The sequence below is a fragment of the Peptoniphilus sp. KCTC 25270 genome (genome assembly GCF_021012875.1).
In the GTDB taxonomy this organism is placed as follows: Bacteria; Bacillota; Clostridia; order Tissierellales; family Peptoniphilaceae; genus JAJMZJ01.
In genome coordinates this window covers 1-18,096 of record NZ_JAJMZJ010000002.1, presented here as the reverse complement: position 1 = coordinate 18,096, position 18,096 = coordinate 1, and the positions used below count along the sequence as shown (strand labels likewise).

At 37.8% G+C, this 18,096-nt stretch carries 18 protein-coding genes and 1 riboswitch; of the genes, 16 read left to right on the top strand and 2 right to left on the bottom strand.

The features are described from left to right. Nucleotides 1–83 precede the first annotated feature (83 nt). The gene (gene hpf, locus LQU94_RS03925) at nucleotides 84–623 is read right to left on the bottom strand and encodes a ribosome hibernation-promoting factor, HPF/YfiA family (RefSeq protein WP_230696385.1); all 540 of its coding nucleotides are present in this window, start codon (nucleotides 621–623) and stop codon (nucleotides 84–86) included. A gap of 136 nt (nucleotides 624–759) precedes the next feature. Between hpf and LQU94_RS03920 the strand changes: the two genes are divergently transcribed. The 14 genes from LQU94_RS03920 (at nucleotide 760) to cytX (ending at nucleotide 15,839) form a co-directional block, all read left to right on the top strand. Then, nucleotides 760–1,683 carry an aromatic acid exporter family protein gene (locus LQU94_RS03920; RefSeq protein WP_230696384.1) on the top strand — a complete coding sequence of 308 codons (924 nt, stop codon included), beginning with the start codon at nucleotides 760–762 and terminating at the stop codon, nucleotides 1,681–1,683. Next, nucleotides 1,667–3,370: a hypothetical protein gene (locus LQU94_RS03915; protein WP_230696383.1), complete on the top strand. Its 1,704-nt coding sequence runs from the start codon at nucleotides 1,667–1,669 to the stop codon at nucleotides 3,368–3,370. The genes LQU94_RS03920 and LQU94_RS03915 overlap by 17 nt, the downstream gene beginning before the upstream one ends. A 6-nt stretch (nucleotides 3,371–3,376) precedes the next feature. Continuing rightward, nucleotides 3,377–4,333, top strand: a complete 957-nt coding sequence (locus tag LQU94_RS03910) for an ABC transporter substrate-binding protein (RefSeq protein WP_230696382.1) — start codon at nucleotides 3,377–3,379, stop codon at nucleotides 4,331–4,333. A gap of 70 nt (nucleotides 4,334–4,403) precedes the next feature. Further along, on the top strand, nucleotides 4,404–5,843 hold the full coding sequence (locus LQU94_RS03905) for a stalk domain-containing protein (protein ID WP_230696381.1): 1,440 nt from the start codon (nucleotides 4,404–4,406) through the stop codon (nucleotides 5,841–5,843). A gap of 13 nt (nucleotides 5,844–5,856) precedes the next feature. Next, a complete protein-coding gene (locus tag LQU94_RS03900) occupies nucleotides 5,857–6,867 on the top strand; it encodes a polysaccharide deacetylase family protein (RefSeq protein WP_230696380.1) in 1,011 nt (336 codons plus the stop codon). Nucleotides 6,868–6,879: 12 nt separating this feature from the next. Beyond that, nucleotides 6,880–8,385, top strand: a complete 1,506-nt coding sequence (gene murJ / locus LQU94_RS03895; protein WP_230696379.1) for a murein biosynthesis integral membrane protein MurJ — start codon at nucleotides 6,880–6,882, stop codon at nucleotides 8,383–8,385. 102 nt (nucleotides 8,386–8,487) lie between these two features. Then, on the top strand, nucleotides 8,488–9,396 hold the full coding sequence (locus tag LQU94_RS03890; RefSeq protein WP_230696692.1) for an AAA family ATPase: 909 nt from the start codon (nucleotides 8,488–8,490) through the stop codon (nucleotides 9,394–9,396). Continuing rightward, nucleotides 9,393–11,105, top strand: a complete 1,713-nt coding sequence (locus LQU94_RS03885; RefSeq protein WP_230696378.1) for a hypothetical protein — start codon at nucleotides 9,393–9,395, stop codon at nucleotides 11,103–11,105. Before LQU94_RS03890 ends, LQU94_RS03885 begins: the two co-directional genes overlap by 4 nt. An 8-nt stretch (nucleotides 11,106–11,113) precedes the next feature. Continuing rightward, nucleotides 11,114–11,479, top strand: coding sequence for a DUF6483 family protein (locus LQU94_RS03880; RefSeq protein WP_230696377.1), 366 nt, complete (start codon nucleotides 11,114–11,116; stop codon nucleotides 11,477–11,479). Nucleotides 11,480–11,579: 100 nt separating this feature from the next. Next, nucleotides 11,580–11,688, top strand: a riboswitch (TPP riboswitch). Nucleotides 11,689–11,745: 57 nt separating this feature from the next. Beyond that, entirely contained in the window at nucleotides 11,746–12,567 is an 822-nt protein-coding gene (gene thiM / locus LQU94_RS03875; RefSeq protein WP_230696376.1) for a hydroxyethylthiazole kinase, read from the top strand. Continuing rightward, the gene (thiE, locus tag LQU94_RS03870) at nucleotides 12,554–13,192 is read left to right on the top strand and encodes a thiamine phosphate synthase (RefSeq protein WP_230696375.1); all 639 of its coding nucleotides are present in this window, start codon (nucleotides 12,554–12,556) and stop codon (nucleotides 13,190–13,192) included. Before thiM ends, thiE begins: the two co-directional genes overlap by 14 nt. Continuing rightward, nucleotides 13,189–13,845, top strand: coding sequence for an HAD family phosphatase (locus tag LQU94_RS03865; RefSeq protein WP_230696374.1), 657 nt, complete (start codon nucleotides 13,189–13,191; stop codon nucleotides 13,843–13,845). Before thiE ends, LQU94_RS03865 begins: the two co-directional genes overlap by 4 nt. 10 nt (nucleotides 13,846–13,855) lie before the next feature. Then, nucleotides 13,856–14,668: a bifunctional hydroxymethylpyrimidine kinase/phosphomethylpyrimidine kinase gene (gene thiD, locus LQU94_RS03860; RefSeq protein WP_230696373.1), complete on the top strand. Its 813-nt coding sequence runs from the start codon at nucleotides 13,856–13,858 to the stop codon at nucleotides 14,666–14,668. Further along, entirely contained in the window at nucleotides 14,661–15,839 is a 1,179-nt protein-coding gene (gene cytX, locus LQU94_RS03855; RefSeq protein WP_230696372.1) for a putative hydroxymethylpyrimidine transporter CytX, read from the top strand. The genes thiD and cytX overlap by 8 nt, the downstream gene beginning before the upstream one ends. A gap of 47 nt (nucleotides 15,840–15,886) precedes the next feature. Here cytX and LQU94_RS03850 read toward each other — a convergent pair whose 3' ends face one another. After that, nucleotides 15,887–16,168, bottom strand: coding sequence for a glutaredoxin domain-containing protein (locus tag LQU94_RS03850; RefSeq protein ID WP_230696371.1), 282 nt, complete (start codon nucleotides 16,166–16,168; stop codon nucleotides 15,887–15,889). A 133-nt stretch (nucleotides 16,169–16,301) separates the two neighbouring features. Between LQU94_RS03850 and LQU94_RS03845 the strand changes: the two genes are divergently transcribed. Continuing rightward, a complete protein-coding gene (locus LQU94_RS03845; RefSeq protein WP_230696370.1) occupies nucleotides 16,302–17,348 on the top strand; it encodes an LCP family protein in 1,047 nt (348 codons plus the stop codon). 95 nt (nucleotides 17,349–17,443) lie between these two features. Next, nucleotides 17,444–17,716 (top strand): GNAT family N-acetyltransferase, encoded by a 273-nt coding sequence (locus LQU94_RS03840; RefSeq protein ID WP_230696369.1) that lies wholly within the window; start codon nucleotides 17,444–17,446, stop codon nucleotides 17,714–17,716. The last annotated feature ends 380 nt before the right edge of the window (nucleotides 17,717–18,096 follow it).

Here is an 18,096-nt window from a genome sequence, read left to right as displayed (position 1 = left end):
TGAAAAACGGTCATCATACAAACATAAAATGTTGAAAATAAAAAATTTATAAATAAAAAAACATCCCCGAAGGGATGTCTCGTTTATTCTTCAATTTCAATTAAGCCATAATTTCCGTCTTTTCGTCGATATAGAACGTTGGTGTTGTCTGTATCTCTATCTAGATATATAAAGAAGTTGTGATTTAATAATTCCATTTGTAATACAGCTTCTTTTTCGTCCATAGGGGATAAGTGGAAAGATTTTCTCTTTGTAACGATTTGTCCTTGTGTATCTTCCTCATCCTCTGGAACGGATTGTTCAAAATTATCGAAACGAATGGTTTCGTTGTTTTTATAGCGTTTTTTTAGACGGGTTTTGTATTTTCGAATTTGTCGTTCCAAAGCAGAAACGGCAAGATCCATAGAGGCATACATATCATGGGTCGCTTCTTCCGCTCTCATAATATTGCCAGGCAAGAATACGGTTACCTCTGTCTTATGTTGTCCTTTTACGGTTTGGAAAGTAACTTTTCCTTCAATTTCTTCTGAAAAGTACTTATCCAATTTAGAGAATTTTTTCTCCGCCTGGTTCTTTAATGCTTCTGTAATGTCGATATTTTTTCCTACAAATTCTAAACGCATAGTAACACTCCTCTCAAGTCATTTGACTTGTATATATGATACCCTAGAATGGGTATTCTATTCAATATAGAAATGGGAAGAAATTTCCCATTTATGCTATACTGTAGGAAAAGAAAGAACAAAGAAAGGAAGAACTATGAAGATTTCTGAGCTCAAATTTCCCCATATAGGAATGAGAACCTTCAAAACGGCTCTATCCGTTACCATTGGGTTGTATTTGGCGAGGTTATTGAATATTCATTCGCCCCTTTTTGTTACCATTGCATCGGTAATGACCATGCAGCCTTCTTTTTATGAAACGTATAAATCCGTGAGGATGCGAATCGTCACTTGTATTGTAGGGGTTTTATTGGGGATTGCCCTTGGTAATTTAGGAATCAGTCTGGATTATTTGCCTATTATTGCAGGGTTTGGAATTATTTTTGTCGTTGTTATGATGCAACAGCTAAAGTTAACGCGAATGATTGCGTTGACTTGTACGATTTTTGTGGCCAGTTATATTGCAGAAATTGACGCCTTAGATTATGGCGTAGAGAGAATTACAGGGACTATGGTTGGTGTGGCTGTATCTTTAATCGTAAACTATATTATTGCTGCCCCCAAAGTGGCAGATAATCTTGGAAATATCCTTTTTGAAACCTACGAAGATGTTATGGAAATTTCAAAAGCCTTAGTCTTGACGAAGGAAAAAATCGATTTGGATGTGTTAAGTAAAGACATTGATGAGGCCAATAGTATTTATAAATTAACGAAAAATGAAATTCGCCAACCACTGGCGCCGATTGTTCCTGTAGAGGATTTGGAGAAGATCATAGACGACTACAATCGGGTGTTTGTTTTGTTGCGAATGTTATCGACAATTCCTGGAAACAATCATTTGTTAACGGATGAAAATAGGGATTGTATTGGAAAAGTTTTTAAGTACACTGTGATTTATGATGAAGAAATGGGAGAAATCCCTGATATTGTCTACAACTATCACATAGAAACATTATTAAAAACATTGATTGAGGTCGGAAAATTACACGAAGGAGTAGTGATTGATGAGTTTGGAATCTAATATGTGGAAAAGATTTATGGAATCAGTGGGGGATTTTGTCTACTCAGCTTTAGACGCCATTGATTGGGAAGAAAGTTTCCCTGATGAGGATATGAACCGAACTCTTTCTTTTGGGATTGACCGTTTGGGAATGGGTTCGTGGTTAACATTAGACGTAGTAGAAAACCAAGAGTCTACCCGTACTGTATTGCATCAAATTTGGAGTTTAATGAGCCAAGAACAATTCAAAGAGGAAAAATATTTGGATGCGGTGTTCCGTTCTTATTTTGGAATTTATCAAGTGAATGAAGTCCGAGAGGATTCTATGATGGTTCAAGACTTGGTGATTAAGGGCCATGGAATTCTTGTGGAAAAGCGACAGGACTTATTATTTCATGAAGGAGATATTTTTTTAGGGCGCATTCTTTTTACAGAAGAAGGAAACTTTCTTTTTCAAACGGGCTATCGAGTAGATCATCAAGAGCAAGAGGATTTTAAGGAGCAGTTTCGCCGTTTGACTTTGGAATCGGATAAAAGTTATGGCGCAACAAAGGATTTGCCCATGTATTTATCTAAGGGCAGCCCTGATATTATCCTATTGTATAGTTTAACTCGAGAAAAATTAGAGGAAGAAAAACGAAAAGATATAGAGACGATTGATGGCGAGGGAGAAAAGGGCGTTATGGGCTTTTATTCTTCCTATATTCGGGAAGAAAAAGATGATTTTGCGAACTTCAATCGGGGATTTCAACAATTGAATTTTATCCAAGAAAAATGTTTGGATCCGAAGGGAGAATCCTTTCATGATCATGATCTAGAGATAGATTTGTATGAGGTCATGGAACGGGCTTGTAAAGAGGGTTGGATTTTATCTGATGAAGATTTAATGGAAATTCATTGGGCCATGTACCATTTTTTGTTGGCAAAAGGAAAAGGGGAAGAGGCGAAGAAATTCCAAGAAGGGATCGTTCTTTTTAAGAAGTATTTAAGCGAATCCACAAGAGGGATTTATTGTGACGAATTTTTGCGTCAAGGAATTTTGGAAGCGGATGAACCCATTGTATTGCCATTTTTCATGGGTTTTGAGTCAATGATGGATGTGATCTATGAAAATGATATACCAGCGACCAAAACAGGAAAGCTTCCGAAAGCTTTGGTAGAGGCGTTGGCTACACGAAATCGCTTAACAAAATATCGCCAGGTACAGGCGCCAGATGAAAGGCATTTTCCGATTTTGGAACTTTGGAAGCGCTTTGCTGTGGCCAAAGGATTTCTTGAGATAGAGAATCAACAATGGGAAGTAGGGAATCTATATCAGGTATATAAGATTTTGGATTGGAAAGAAAAGCTCTCTCTTTGGCTGACTTCTTTAGGAAACCGTGAATTTACAGAGGTTTTGTATGAAGACGATGAAACGTTCCTATTTAAGAAAGAAAATTCTTTCCATGAGGAATTTACAAAACGATTGGAGAAGGTTCTAGAAGAGGGAGAAAATCTTAAACTAGGGCAAACAAAAACAGAGAAAGATTTGTTTTTCCTAGAATTATTCTATCTTTTGTGGATTTGCGAACCGAATTTTGAGCGAATTTTGGAAGCAGATAGCCACATTACAGACATTGGGTATTTAATAGCAGATTTTATGGGACTAGGACAGGAAGATACCCAGGGGAATTTACTGACATTCCCGAATACATCAGTGGAGGATTGATTCAACATGAAGGCGAAAAAATTTACAGCAGTGCTTTTATCTGCCCTATTATTGTTAACAGGTTGTACAACCATTTTTGGAGAAAAGGAAGAGCGAACTTACGAAAAAATTACCAAAGAAGAAGCTATGGGAAAAACCAATGAAAAAGAATTGGAAGAAGTTGTAGAGCAAGAGGAGGAGGCTCACTATCCTTTAGAAATAAAAGACGATCAGGAAAATTCTCTACATATGGATAAGAAACCTACGAGAATTGTGACTTTGTCTGAATTTTTCAACGAGGCGCTAATGGCATTGGATGAAGAAAGTCGAATCGTTGCCTCTCCAGAGACGGAACTCTTTTCCGTAGAGAATTCTTTGGATTTTCATAGCCAAACTTTAGTGGAAGATATAAAAGCTTTGAATCCAGATTTGGTATTGGTAGGGCAAGGAGAAGAGAAGGAAAAATTAGAAGAATTAAAGGAAGAGGGGCTACCAGTTTTCTATTTAGAAAGCGAATCTTTAGAGGGAATGCTTGAAGATTTAGAAACCTTGGGAAATCTTATGAATCGAACAGAGCGTGGAACGCGTTTGGTGGAGGATTATAAGGGTTTAATGGCTTCAGGAGAAGGCGAAAATCCGAAAAAAATATTTGTGGCTTTGGATGAAAATCCTCTTTTATCTGCAGGCGAAGGAACATTTGTGGACAGTTTGATTACAGCGGCTGGAGCAAAAAATGTTGTGGAAAAACAAAAAGGTTATGTTGAAGTAGGAGAAGGGATTGTTGCTCGAGAAGAGATTGATTTGTACGTATTTGTGACAGATTCTGAAAATCAAGAAGAGGTAGAGGAATTGATGCAAGAATACGAAAAAGTAGAGTCTTCCAATATAAAACAGTTCTACGTAATGGAAATAGAAAACTACCAAATGCCATCTTTTGTCTATTTTGATCGGTTGGAAGAAATTCAGCGGTTGTTAATGGATTGATTGTTTCGTAAATAAATTGTAAATCTCTAAGTGATAATCCTATGTTACAATAGAGGTTGGAGGAATTAAGATGAATAAAGGTTTTAATAAGAAATTTCATATAGGCCTTATTCTACTGAGTTTTTTCTTTGTAACAGGATTTAAGGTAGATACAAGTCCGGCAAAATCTTTGGAAGCACTTCCAAAAACAAACTACACGGCAAAAGTTTTTAAGGAAGAGCCAAATTGCTTTGTGTTTTCCTATGATGGGGGAGATTATGAAGCCATGGATTTTTCCCATCCCATTTATGTGGAAAATGGGCGGACTTTGGTACATTTTGAAGATGCTTTGCGTTTGGTTCCAATGGACAAGTTGGTCTACAATGAGGAATCCGGTGTTTTGGCTATTTTGCAAATCAAACGTACGTATATGGCGTTGGATAAAAATGCCTATATTGAGCAAAATAAATTGCACCCGAGCAATGTTTCTCCCAAAAGAATAAACGAGGAGCTTTATGTGCCTTTGCGTTTCGTTTTGGAGAAGTTCGGTTACCGAGTGAAATACAATACGTATCAGAATGAACTTTTGATTATTCCTGAAGATAATAGGGAAGAGGAAATTATTCCTATAGATCGAATTCGTATGACTCCTTTTTCTAATCAGACAGAAAATCTAGAAATTATTCGAACTTATGATTTAGATGGAAAATCTTTGCTGGGTTTGGGAACTTCTAGGGAGAAAAAAGATTATCGAATGGTTCGTTTGAATTCCCGAGGGAAGGTGTTTGCCTCTAAGAATTTTTATCGAGGAGATTTTGAAGGCTTGTACGATGGGGAAACAAAAGAATATTATTTATCCAAAGGAATTTCCATACAAATTTTGGATCTGGTTCGAGGTCTTTCAAAGACAGTAGGGCTTCCTCAAATGTTACATGAGGGGAAATTGATGGATGTCCATGAAGGCTGGATTTATATTTATAAAGGAAATTCGATTTATCGATACGATTTTTCTACAAAAACAGTGGAAAAGATTTTGGATCAAGAAGGCATAAAAAAACTCCGGGTAGAAGGAGATTATATGTATATAGCGGAGGAAGGGCGAATGTCAACCTATTCTATAAAGGAAAAGGAATTTCGTCTTTTGAATCCAGACTATGAAAACCATGCTATGGATATTATAGGGATTCAAAGTCCGTATATTGTTTTATATGATAAAGAGAGATTTTTGTTAAAGGCGTATAACTTACAGACGGGACAAAGAGTAATTAATGAACCTTTTGTTATGGATAAAAATACGACGATTCAATTGTCCAACGGGGCTTATTTGGCTGCGGGACAAGGACGGGATTTGTATTTGTATCAATTGAATACAGGTCAAGTAAAAAGTTTGGATTTAACCAATTTAAGACAAGATATTAATCGAGGAAATATTCGTTGGTTCTGGGATGGAACTTCTTTACTAGGCCATTGGGAATACAATCTTTTATTGGATACGCAAATTTTAGATCAATTAATTACAATACGGTTCTAGAGAAGGAGCAATTATGAACCCAGAAGAATATAGTAGAGAACGAAGACAAAGGCGAGAAAGAATAAGAAAGAGAAAGCGAAGAGCGAGAATTCGTGGTTTGCTTTTGTTGTTAATCATTGCTGTGGCCATTGTTTTTGGTGCAAGAAAGGCCGCCTCTATGATTCAAGGTCCTTTTGAAGGAGGAACCGCGATTCAGTGGTACGCCTATAAAAATATGAATATGTTAGATGCTGTTCCAGAAGTGAAAGAAGATCCTGCCAATGCATTGAATGAAGTTTTTCGAAAAAATTTCGATGTGCAATTAACAGAAGGGAAAAACTACGCCAATGTGGCGGAAAGTTATGCCTACGATACAAGGGAAATTCGCGAATACATTCTAGGAACAAAAGAATACAAAGGGGATAAGAAGTTGGTATTCTTGACCTTTGACGATGGACCAAATCAAACCATTACGCCACAAATTTTGGATGTATTAAATGAAGAAGATGTCCACGCTACTTTTTTCCTTGTAGGATCTAGTATCTCCAATCGCAATCGAGACGTTATGCTTCGTCAAATTCGCGAGGGGAACGCTCTAGCTTTGCATAGTATGAGTCATGATTATTCCAAAATGTATCCAGGCCGCTCCGGCAATGCAGAGCGAATCAAATGGGAGGCAGAGCAATCTCAAGAGGCTTTGCAAGAAGTGATTTCAAAAGATTTCCATTCCTCTGTATGGCGTTATCCAGGAGGGCATCAGTCTTGGCAAAATTTAGCGGCTTCAGATAATGCTCTTCATGCTTTGGATGTAGAGTGGATTGATTGGAATGTTTTAACGGGAGATGCGGAACCAAGATCTCGCCGCCCAAGTAATTCAGAGGAGTTGATTTCCTTCTTCGAAAAAAGCATTAGCAGAGCAGACAATCAAGATGTTTTGGTTGTTTTGATGCATGATGCGCAAAATAAACAATTAACTTTAGATACGCTTCCTGATGTTATCCATTGGTTAAAAGACGAAGGATATACTTTTGGCATTTTAAGATAAGAAAGGGGATTTATGGGAAATACCTCAATACTTCTTATGGTGGCAACAATTTTAACGAAGTGCTTTGGTTTAGCTAGGGAAAAAGCCCTAGCTCATTTTTTTGGCACATCGGAAATCGCCAATATTTTTTTGGTGGCGCTAAGTTTGCCCCTATTATTTACAAATTTATTTACAGGATCCATCGCTGGTGGATTTATTCCAATTTACAATGAGTTGGAAAATAAAGAAGGAACCGAAAAAGCCAACCTTTTTACAGCAGATTTAGTGAATATTGTTGCCGTTATTGTAGCGGGTCTGGCTGCCTTGGCGTTTTTGTTTGCTCCTTTGTTGGTTCGTTTACAAAGTCCTGGTTTTACGGGAGAAATTTTTTCTACAACGGTATTTATGACGCGAATTACCATGATCAGCGTTATGGTAACAGGAGTTGCGGCGATTTTCCGTGCGTATTTACAAATCAAAGGCGTATTTATCGTTTCGACCAGTCATTCTGTGATTATGAACTTGATTTTGATTGTGACTATGTTTTTAGGGCAAGGGGAAAATATTCCTGTATTGGCTTTTGGGATTTTGTGTTCTTTCGTATTTCAATACATTTTGTTTGTTCCTTTCCTGAAGAAAAAAGGATATCGTCACAGATTTCAATGGGATTGGCATGATCCGGCATTAAGGAAACTGTTGCTCTTGATTGTACCGGTTTTGTTGTCGGCTTCTGCCATTGAACTCAATACCTTTATTGCCAGAGCTTTGGCCTCCTCCATTTCTCAAGAGGGAATTTCTGTGGTAAACTATGCCTCAAAAATTCAAGGATTTATTAATGGAATCGTAGTAACTTCCATTGTAACGGTAACTTTTCCTCAAATGTCTCGCTTTGTTGAAAGTGGAGAAGAAGGAACCTTAGCGAAAGTTTTTGGAGAATCCCTTTCTCTTATGGCGTTTTTGGTAATTCCAGCCACCTTTGGTATGGTGGCATTTTCCGATGATATTGTGCGTCTTTTGTTTTTAGGAGGGGCCTTTAAGGAACAAGACGTTATCCAAACGGGACAAGTTTTGATTTTCTATTGTATTGGCCTTTTGGCCATTGGAATTCGAGAAATTGGGATCCGTATTTTTTACAGTCGAAAAGAAATGAAGATTCCTATTGTGAACTCGTTTGTTATTTTAGGAAGCAATTTTATCTTGAGTTTTTTATTAAGTCGCCGATTTGGCTTAGCGGGGTTAGGAATGGGAGCCTCTGCTAGTTTGGTAATTGGAGCCGTTTTTATTTTAATCTCTTTAAGAGGGGTTATGCCAAGGTTGGGAATTCGGGAAAAACTAGGAAATTTCTTCAAAATTATTTTGGCAGCCGTAGTAATGATTGTAGTGGCAAAAACCGCCAATGGAATTTTATTGGGAATGGTTTCGAAAAATTTGGCCCTTCTTTTGTCCATTGGGGCAGCTGGCGTGGTATACTTTTTAGGAATTCTTTTCCTTCGAGTGGATGAAATTCATGAAATAAAGCGTATAATAAAGAGAGTCTGAAGAGATTCTCTTTTTGTTTACAGAAAAATTTTTCGGATATTTATAAAAGTGGATAGGAAAATAAATAAAAATAAAGGAATGAAATATATGAATCGCAAAGAATTGGTAGAATTTATTGCTACCCAAGGAGTAGATCCAAAATTATTGGATGAAGTGGAAGAGTTTGTGAAAGAAAACCCGGTGAAAGAGGAACACAAAGACCGGATTCCTGTTTCTCTTTTTGGTTATTATGGAAAGGAAATTTGGGAAGGGGCGATCTATGGAATTTTAAGTGGATACCATATTTTATTAAGTGGACCAAAGGCAACGGGGAAAAATGTTTTGTCAGAAAATTTGGCTCAGTTGTTCCAGCGGCCTATGTGGAATATTTCCCTAAATGTAAATTCCGATAGTGGCTCTTTAATTGGTGTGGATTCCTTCAAAAATGGAGAGGTTGTATTGAAAAAAGGGCCTGTAACTTTAGCGGCCGAAGAGGGTGGATTTGCTGTATTTGACGAAATCAACATGGCGAAAAACGAATCCTTGTCGGTGGTTCATTCCGCCTTAGACTATCGCCGCTTAATTGATGTTCCAGGATACAACCGAATTCCTCTAAATCCAGCCACTCGCTTTATTGGAACAATGAACTACGGATATATGGGAACTCGTGAATTAAATGAGGCACTCATTAGCCGTTTTATGGTTATTAATATGCCGGTTTTGGAAGGGGAAAGTTTGGCCCATATTTTACGGGAGGAAACCCATTTGAAAGAAGAATATCTTTCTCTTTTTACAAGGCTTTTTATGGATTTACAGACAAAAAGTTTACAGGGAGAAATTTCTTCTAAGGCAGTGGATATGCGTGGGCTTTTTGGAGCGTTGGAAATGATCAAACGGGGTCTTTCCATTCCTCAGGCTTTAGAAATGGGAATTGTGAATAAAAGTTTCGATCGTTTTGAGAGAGAAATTATTGCGGATGTAATTGCAACTTTATTTACGAAGGATTTAGATGGGAAGGAATTGTTCCGATGAAATGGGAGGAGCGGCGGAAGCAAAATCTCTATTGGACCGTTAGCGGAAATTATGAACGGAAATATCACGGGGAGGATGGATTCTTTTTTATTGCAGAAAAAGGAATTCTGGATTTGTTTTTTCCTAGAAATCAAATGGAGAATTTTTTTCGAAAAAACATCTCTCATCTTTCCAATCGGAAGGAGCTAGAAGCCATTGGTTGGATTGTGGCGATTGAGTGGACAAAGGATAGTTTCTTTCGCCTTCGCCCAGGGATAAAAAGGGAAGAATTCCTTCATTATGAAAAAATCTTTACAAAGGAAGATCGAAAGCGAAAGAGAGATTTTTCCGAAGAACTATGGTATCAATACGCAAGATATCGTATGGGAAAGCCAACGACATTAGGGCCCTTATTGTCTCCTATGTTTAAGGATATGATGGATGTTAAAAATTTGGAGACATCGGAAGATTTATTTCATCATTTGGCGAAAATTTATAAAGAATACTTCTATTTGAATGCAGAAATGGTCGATTTGGATACGATTGTAAAAAAGGAAGAAGTAGAAGAGGAGCAACAGCCGAAGACAAAAAAATCTCGGAAAGTGGTAGAGGAAGTCCAAAAACCGGAAGAGGTGGAAATGGAAGAAATCGAATCGGCAGAGTTTACCAATGTGGTTCGAGATACTTCGGATGTTCCAGAGGCGGAAGAACAAAAAATTTTGCTTCGCCGTGCCTCTGAGGGAAAAACTTTGGAACGGGTGCAAATGCACTTTGGCAAAAGCCAAATTCTACCATCCCAAGTAAAGAAAATGGAAAAAGATTTGGCCACAGGAATTCACAAGGGAATGAAGCTTCATATTACCCGAGGGGAATATGGAAAAGATATGAATTCGAAATTTTTTGAAGAGCAGGTTTTGTTGCAAAGACAAGAAACCATGGAACAATTTGAAAAAGACGAGCATCATTACAAACGGGCCATTTATGAGTTGCGGGAAATTCTACGAAAAAATCTCTTAGACGATGCCATGGAATCCGAATGGCGAAGTGGATCGGGAGCGGTGGATGCTTCTTTGGTTTGGCGCCATATGATTTTAGGAGACGAAAAGATTTTTAAGAAGACCCAATACGATGAAGAAGGATCCTTTTCTGTAGATATTTTATTGGATATGAGCGCCTCTCAACAAGATCGTCAATCAGAAGTGGCCATTCAGGGCTATTTGATTGCGGAGGCTTTGGTAGAGTTGGGAATTCCCACACGAGTGATAGGATTCTGCAATTTATTCCACTATCAAATTTTGCGAATTTTCCGAGATTATAAGGATGATAAATCTTACAATCAAGAAATCTTTAACTATAAAGCCAGTGGGAGCAATCGAGATGGTTTTGCCTTAAAATATGTTTTTTCCACCATGGAAGAAATCGATGCAGAAAATCAAGTTTTGATTGTTTTGTCTGACGGAAAACCAAACGATCATATTCAAACGGGTGGAATTCATGGAAATAGCACCATTGAAAATTATGAAGATGAAGTAGCAGTAAACGATACGGCGGCAGAAATTTTGCAGGGGAAACTAAAAAACAAAGCCGTTCTTGGCGTTTTTACTGGTGAGGATGAAGATTTGGATCAGGAACATTTGATTTTTGGAAATGATTTTGTTCGAATCACAGATTTATCACGATTTAGTAGTATTGTAGGACGGTACTTAAAATCCGTAGTGGATCGTTTGTAAGAGGTGATATGATGATAAAAAATGATTGGTTATTGGAACAGATTAAAACCCTAACTCGCTCTATTTCTCTATTGCTTTTGGGAAAATATCCCAAAGAAGAGGAGATGGTTTTATACAAAAAAGAAAATCGGCTATGGTTGGAGCTAGATGCATTTTTGAAGGAAAGAAGAGTCAATGATGGCGAAAATCGGTTGTTTGAAGCTTTGGATAATCAAGAGGAAGGGGCTTATGTTGCCGTTGTCTTGTTTTATGACGCCTTAAACCAATGGACGGAAGAAGAATTAAAAGAAGCGAAATTTTCTCGGGAAGAAATTTATAGTGGCTTAAAAGATGTCATGAAGACTTATGGACCAACGGGAGAATTGTTTGTATAAAAATAGCGGATAAGACAAAACCCACTGCTATTTTTATAAAGATTTGAAAAGGGAGCTTTTATATTTGCTTCTTTTTCGATTTTTGACTATAATAAAGATATATTGAAAAAAGGAGAGCTGACAGCAGTCGGCTGAGAGGAGATTGACGCTATCTCGACCCATAACCTGATTTGGATAATGCCAACGTAGGGAAATAAATTCGTTTTTTGCGAGTGTACCTGTTTTGGTGCACTCGTATTTTTTTTGTAGAAATGGGAGGAAAAAAGATGTTAGGAGTTTGTTTGGATAACGTTCGAAAAGAAGCGCCTTTGGTAAACAATATTACCAATTTTGTGACTGTAAATGATGTAGCGAATATTATTTTGGCTTGTGGGGCGAGCCCTATTATGTCAGATGAACCAGAAGACATTAAGGAAATCATACGCATTTGCGGAGGTCTAAATATTAATATTGGAACTCTTTATAAACGTTCACTTGAAAGCATGTTTATTGGAGGGAAAATCGCGAACGAATTGAATTATCCTGTGGTATTGGATCCAGTAGGAGCGGGGGCTAGTACCATTCGCACAAAAACGGCAATGGATTTAATGAAGGATGTAAATCTTACGGCGATTCGCGGAAATATTTCTGAAATTAAGACTTTGGCTATGGGATCTGGGACCACTAAAGGCGTTGATGCAGACGAAAACGATGCGGTTACAGAAGAAAATTTGGATTCCATGGTGGAATTCGTGAAGGAATTTGCCAAATCAGCGGGTAGTATTGTTGCCATTACTGGGGCGATTGATTTGGCTTCTGATGGGCATCGATGTTTTGTGATTCGAAATGGCCGTCCAGAAATGGGACGCATTACAGGAACGGGATGTCAACTTTCTGGCATGATGACAGCTTTTTTAATTGCCAATCCAGAAAAACCATTGGAGGCTGTGGCAGCTGCTTTATGTGCCATGGGCGTAGCGGGAGAAATTGGATGGAGTCGAATGGAAGAGGGCGATGGGAATTCTACTTATCGAAATCGAATCATTGATGCCATTTTCCATATGGATGGAAATAAGTTAGATGAAGGAGCAAAGTATGAATTGCGATAGAAAAGATCTATTATTATACGCTGTAACCGATCGTTATTGGTTAGAAGAAAAGACTTTGCCGGAGGTGGTGGAAGATTCTCTAAAGGGAGGCGCTACCTTTGTTCAATTGCGAGAAAAAAATTTAGGGGAGAAAGAATTTTTAGAAGAGGCCAAAGAATTGCAAAAACTTTGCCGAAAATATAGGGTTCCTTTTGTTGTAAATGACAATATTTCCATTGCCAAAGAAATGGGAGCAGATGGGGTTCATATTGGCCAAGAGGATGGAGATCCAAAGGAAGTACGAAAGATTTTGGGCGAAGAAAAAATCATTGGTGTTTCGGTTCAAACGGTGGAGCAAGCAGAAACAGCGGTAGCGGATGGGGCCGATTACTTAGGGGTGGGGGCAATGTTTCCTACCGGGAGCAAGGAGGACGCTTCAGAGGTAGACTTTCCTACATTGAAAAAAATTTGCGAAACCGTTTCGGTTCCTGTGGTGGCGATTGGAGGCATAACGAAGGAGAATGTGTTTCAATTAAAAGATACGGGGATTGCAGGAATTGCCGTAATCAGTGCCATTTACGGACAAAAAAATATTTACAATAGCGCAAAAGAATTAAAAGCCATTACTGAGGAGTTGTTTTTATGAAGATAAAAGGAGCAATTTTAGATGTAGATGGAGTTCTTTTGGATTCTATGGTGATTTGGAGAAATGCGGCTCCTCGCTTTCTGTCCTCTTTGGGAAAAATTCCCGCTCTTTTACTGTGGAAGGACTTGTATGATTTAACCATGGAAGAAGGGGCGGTTTATCTTCGGGAAAAGTATGACCTTTCTCTTTCAGAAGAAGAAATCATAGAAGGGATTTTAGGCGTAATTGAGTCCTTTTATCGGGAAGAAGTAGAGCTAAAACAAGGTATGCGAGATTTGTTGGAATCTTTTTGGAATAGTGGGATTCCTATGGTAATTGCTTCTACAGGGAATAAGGAATTGATAGAGATTGCCTTTGCCCGTTTGGGGATTGAATCCTATTTTGAAGAGATTTTAACGGCAACAGAATATCACACAACAAAAAAATGTGGGGATTTGTATGAAATAGGGGCTGAGAAAATGGGGACCAATCCTGGGGAAACGGCGGTGTTTGAAGATGTTCTCTTTGCTTTAGAATCTGCGAAGAAAGCAGGATTTTTAACCATTGCTGTAGAGGATTTTTCTAGTAAAGAAGACCAAAGAGAAATCATCGAGATGGCCGATTATTATTTGAGAGAGGGAGAAGTTTCTTCCTTTTTACAATGGATAGAATAGGAGGGGAAATATGAAGACGGCTTTAACGATTGCAGGAAGCGATTCTAGTGGTGGAGCAGGAATCCAGGCGGATTTGAAAACAATGTTAGCCAATGGTGTGTACGGTATGAGTGCAATTACGGCTCTAACAGCACAAAATACCATGGGCGTTACAGATATTTTAGAGGTACCTCCTGAATTTTTAGGGGCAGAAATCGATGCAATTTTTCAAGATATTCCTCCAGATGGGATAAAAATTGGCATGGTTTCCTCTTGTTCCCTCATTAAAATGATTGGACAAAAATTAATAGAATATAAAGGAAGAAATATCGTATTGGATCCAGTAATGGTTTCGACTAGTGGATCCAAACTATTAAACGACGAAGCAATTTCGACCTTAACCAAAGAGCTTATTCCTTTGGCAACGGTAATAACCCCCAATATTCCTGAAGCAGAAGTATTGGCAGCGAGAAAAATTCAAAACGAAGTGGATATGATGGAGGCGGCCAAAAAAATAGGGGATGAATTTCAATGTGCCGTTTTATGTAAAGGGGGGCATCAAGTGAATGATGCCAATGATTTATTGTATGCTGATGGAGAGTTTCAATGGTTTTACGGGAAGCGAATTGATAATCCCAACACCCATGGAACTGGCTGCACCTTATCAAGTGCCATTGCTTCCAATTTAGCAAAAGGATATTCCTTGGAAGAATCTGTACGCAGGGGGAAAGAATATATTTCAGGTGCTTTAGCAGATGGCTTAAATTTAGGTTTTGGGAGTGGTCCATTGAACCATGGATTTGCGATAAAAGAAATTTCATTGGAAGGAAGGGATTATGAATAAGAATAGGACGTCCGTATTTCAAAATGGACTGATTTGGTTTGGAGCAGGAGTTTCCATAGCCGAAATTATTACAGGAACGTATTTTGCACCACTAGGATTTGGGAAAGGAATGTTGGCCATCCTCTTAGGGCATCTTATTGGCGGCTTGCTTTTTGTTGGAGCTGGATTGATTGGTGGATTTACAAGGAAAAGTTCCATGGAAACGGTTAAAATGAGCTTTGGACAAAAGGGGAGCATTCTTTTTGCCCTTTTGAATATTATTCAACTTGTCGGCTGGACGGCAATCATGATTTATGACGGAGCCTTAGCCGCGGATGGCTTATGGGACATAGGGCATATTTTATGGTGCTCCGTAATTGGAATTTTAATTTTGGTATGGATAGGAATTGGAATCAATAATTTAGGGAAACTCAATACAGTGGCTATGTCGGCCCTCTTTGTATTGACTTTAATTTTAAGTGTAAAAATTTTCGGTGGAGTTTCAGCCCCCTTTATTTCTCAAGAGGCTTTGACCTTTGGAGGAGCTGTAGAATTGTCTGTAGCCATGCCTCTTTCTTGGTTGCCTTTAATTAGCGATTACACAAGAGAAGCGGAAAAACCTGTAAAAGCCACCATTGTTAGCGGGATTGTCTATACCATTATTTCTTGTTGGATGTATGGAATTGGAATGGGCGCAGCTATTTTCACAGGAGAATACAATATTGCCCAAATCATCTTAAAATCAGGACTTGGTCTTGCTGGAATGTGCATCGTTATTTTGTCTACTGTAACGACCACTTTCCTAGATGCTTATTCCGCAGGGGTTTCTAGTGAGTCCATTTTTCCTAATGTGAACGGAAAATGGATTGCCATTGGTACAACCATTATTGGGACCATAGGAGCCATTGCCTTCCCAATGGATAATATTACGAATTTCTTATACTTTATTGGATCGGTATTTGCTCCTATGATAGGCGTATTATTGGTAGATTATTTCCTATTAAAAGAAGACAATAGCAGAAAAATGTGGGATATTATGAATTTATGCATTTGGTTTTTAGGCTTCATACTCTACCGCTGGATGTTAAAAGTGGATACACCACTAGGAAGTACTGTGCCAGCCATTGTCTTAACGATGCTTCTATGTATTGCCATCCATAAATTATGGGGGAAAAAGAAAATAGAAGAATAAAAAAGAAATAAAAAACAGCCACGACTCAAGTAAGGCCGTGGCTGTTTTTATTTTTTGAAATAAGGATCAATAAGAGCTACGTCTACTCCTGATTCCACATCAACAAAAATTTCCTTGTCCCCAAACACTAAAGTGGGAACGCCGACTCTATTGTTTTGTTTTGCTTCCTCAAAAAAAGGCTCCTTATCACGAAGTTGCAAAAACTCTTTTAAGTTCTCCATACTATCTGTGATATTTATATACTCTACGTCATATCCTTCTTTATCTAAAATCTCTTTGGCAATCATAGATTCCTCGCAATGATTGCTAATATACGCTTTGCATTTCATAGATTATCCCTCCTGAAAAAAGTATACCCAAACTTTTAGAAAAATGTGCAAAAGATGAAATTCTTGTAAATCCGTTGATTTTAACAAAAAAAATGTATAATATAGAAAGGAAACAAGGAAATAGAGGTGTAAAATGAGATATATTAAATGGATTGTCGCAGTGCTCATTGTTATTGTCCTAGGGACAGGATTAGTGTTGGGACACACAGTAGCCAATGGTGGAAAAAGTATTTCTACTATAACCAAAACGCCATCAAAAAAAGCAAGTTTAGAAGAACTTAGAACCGTAAATCCTTTCACAGGAAACGATCCTTTACATATTGCCGTTTTTGGAGTAGACAGAACAGCAACAACAGATATGGATGAAGAAGAAAATCCTTCACGTTCTGATACAATCATGTTATTTACCATTGATCACGTAACAAAGCGAGCTCAACTTTTAAGTTTGCCAAGAGATACCTACTTACATGTACCAGGATATAGCGACAAAACCAAATTGGGACACGCTTACGCTTATGGAGGTCATGAATTAGCCGTAGAGACCATAGAAGAATTTATGGATGTGAATATTGACTATTATGCAACCGTAGACTATGCCGCTGTGAAACGTTTGGTAGACGCTGTAGGAGGAATTGAAGTAGATATTCCCTTCGACTACGAATACGAAGACACTTATGTTGTTCCAAACCTTCATATCAATTTCAAAAAAGGAAGACAGCGCCTAGACGGAGAAGATGCTGTGCGCTACCTCCGAATTCGAAAAATTTACGAAAACCAAGATATTGGAAGAATCCAAGCACAACAAGGATTCCTAATGTCTATCTTCCAACAACTAAAACATCCATCCATTATTTTCAAAATACCAGAGTTAATTGACATTGTACAAGATAATGTAGAGACGGATTTGAGTTATGGACAAATTGCTTATCTTGCAAGATTTGGTTTAGAAATGGACCGAGAAAATATCGTAACCGACACCTTAGTCGGAACCGATCAATACATTGGAGACATTGCTTACTATGTAGTAGATCAAGCAAACGCAAGAGAACAGTTGAGACGTTTCTTAAATGGAAAAGGATCCTATTACGAAGAGGTAACCCAAGGATCGAACTCTCAAGAAGAGGAAACAGAAAACAATACATCCAATAGCAACAATTCAAATAATATAGAAGAGAATTAGAAATGTACGAAACAGGAAGTCTGAAGATTTCCTGTTTTTCTTTATTAAGAGAGGGTATAGAAGAAATATATCCTATGTAAAGGAAGGGGAACAAAATGAAAATAGAAAAAATGGAAAATAGATTTTATATTGGAGAGAAAGAAGATCCAAAAGCATTTCTAGATTTTCGAACTCAATCAGAAGGTATCGTTAATGCCTATCACACGGTAGTAAAACCGGAACTACAAGGAGGCGGCGTAGCCGGTAAACTCTATGAAGCTTTTATGGAATATGTAAAAGAGAACGACCTAAAAGTAGTACCAAGCTGTTCTTATATAGATAAAAAAATGAACGAAAAAGAAGAAGATAAGGGGTATATTGCCAAGTAAAACAGCGAGAAAAAGCAAATTTAGAAAAAATAAAAGAATTGAAAAAATGCTGTTGACAATTTAACGATCCCATAGTAAACTAAATAAGTCGACACGACATGGGAGTAAAATCAGTGAAAAAGATTTGAAAAAAGAATGTAAAAAAAGTGTTGACAAGCAATCGAAGAGAGCATATAATATTAAAAGTCGTCACGTGAGTGCGGGAAAGAAAAACTTTGAAAAAAGTGAAAAAAACTCTTGACACAAAACGAGCGGCGAGATATAATAAATAAGCTGTCTATTCGATAGCGAAATGAACCAAGCTAATTAAATAGTATGAAAGAAAAACCATAAAGCAAAACAGCTTTTAGCGGAAATAAACAGTCAGTTTAATTCTGAGC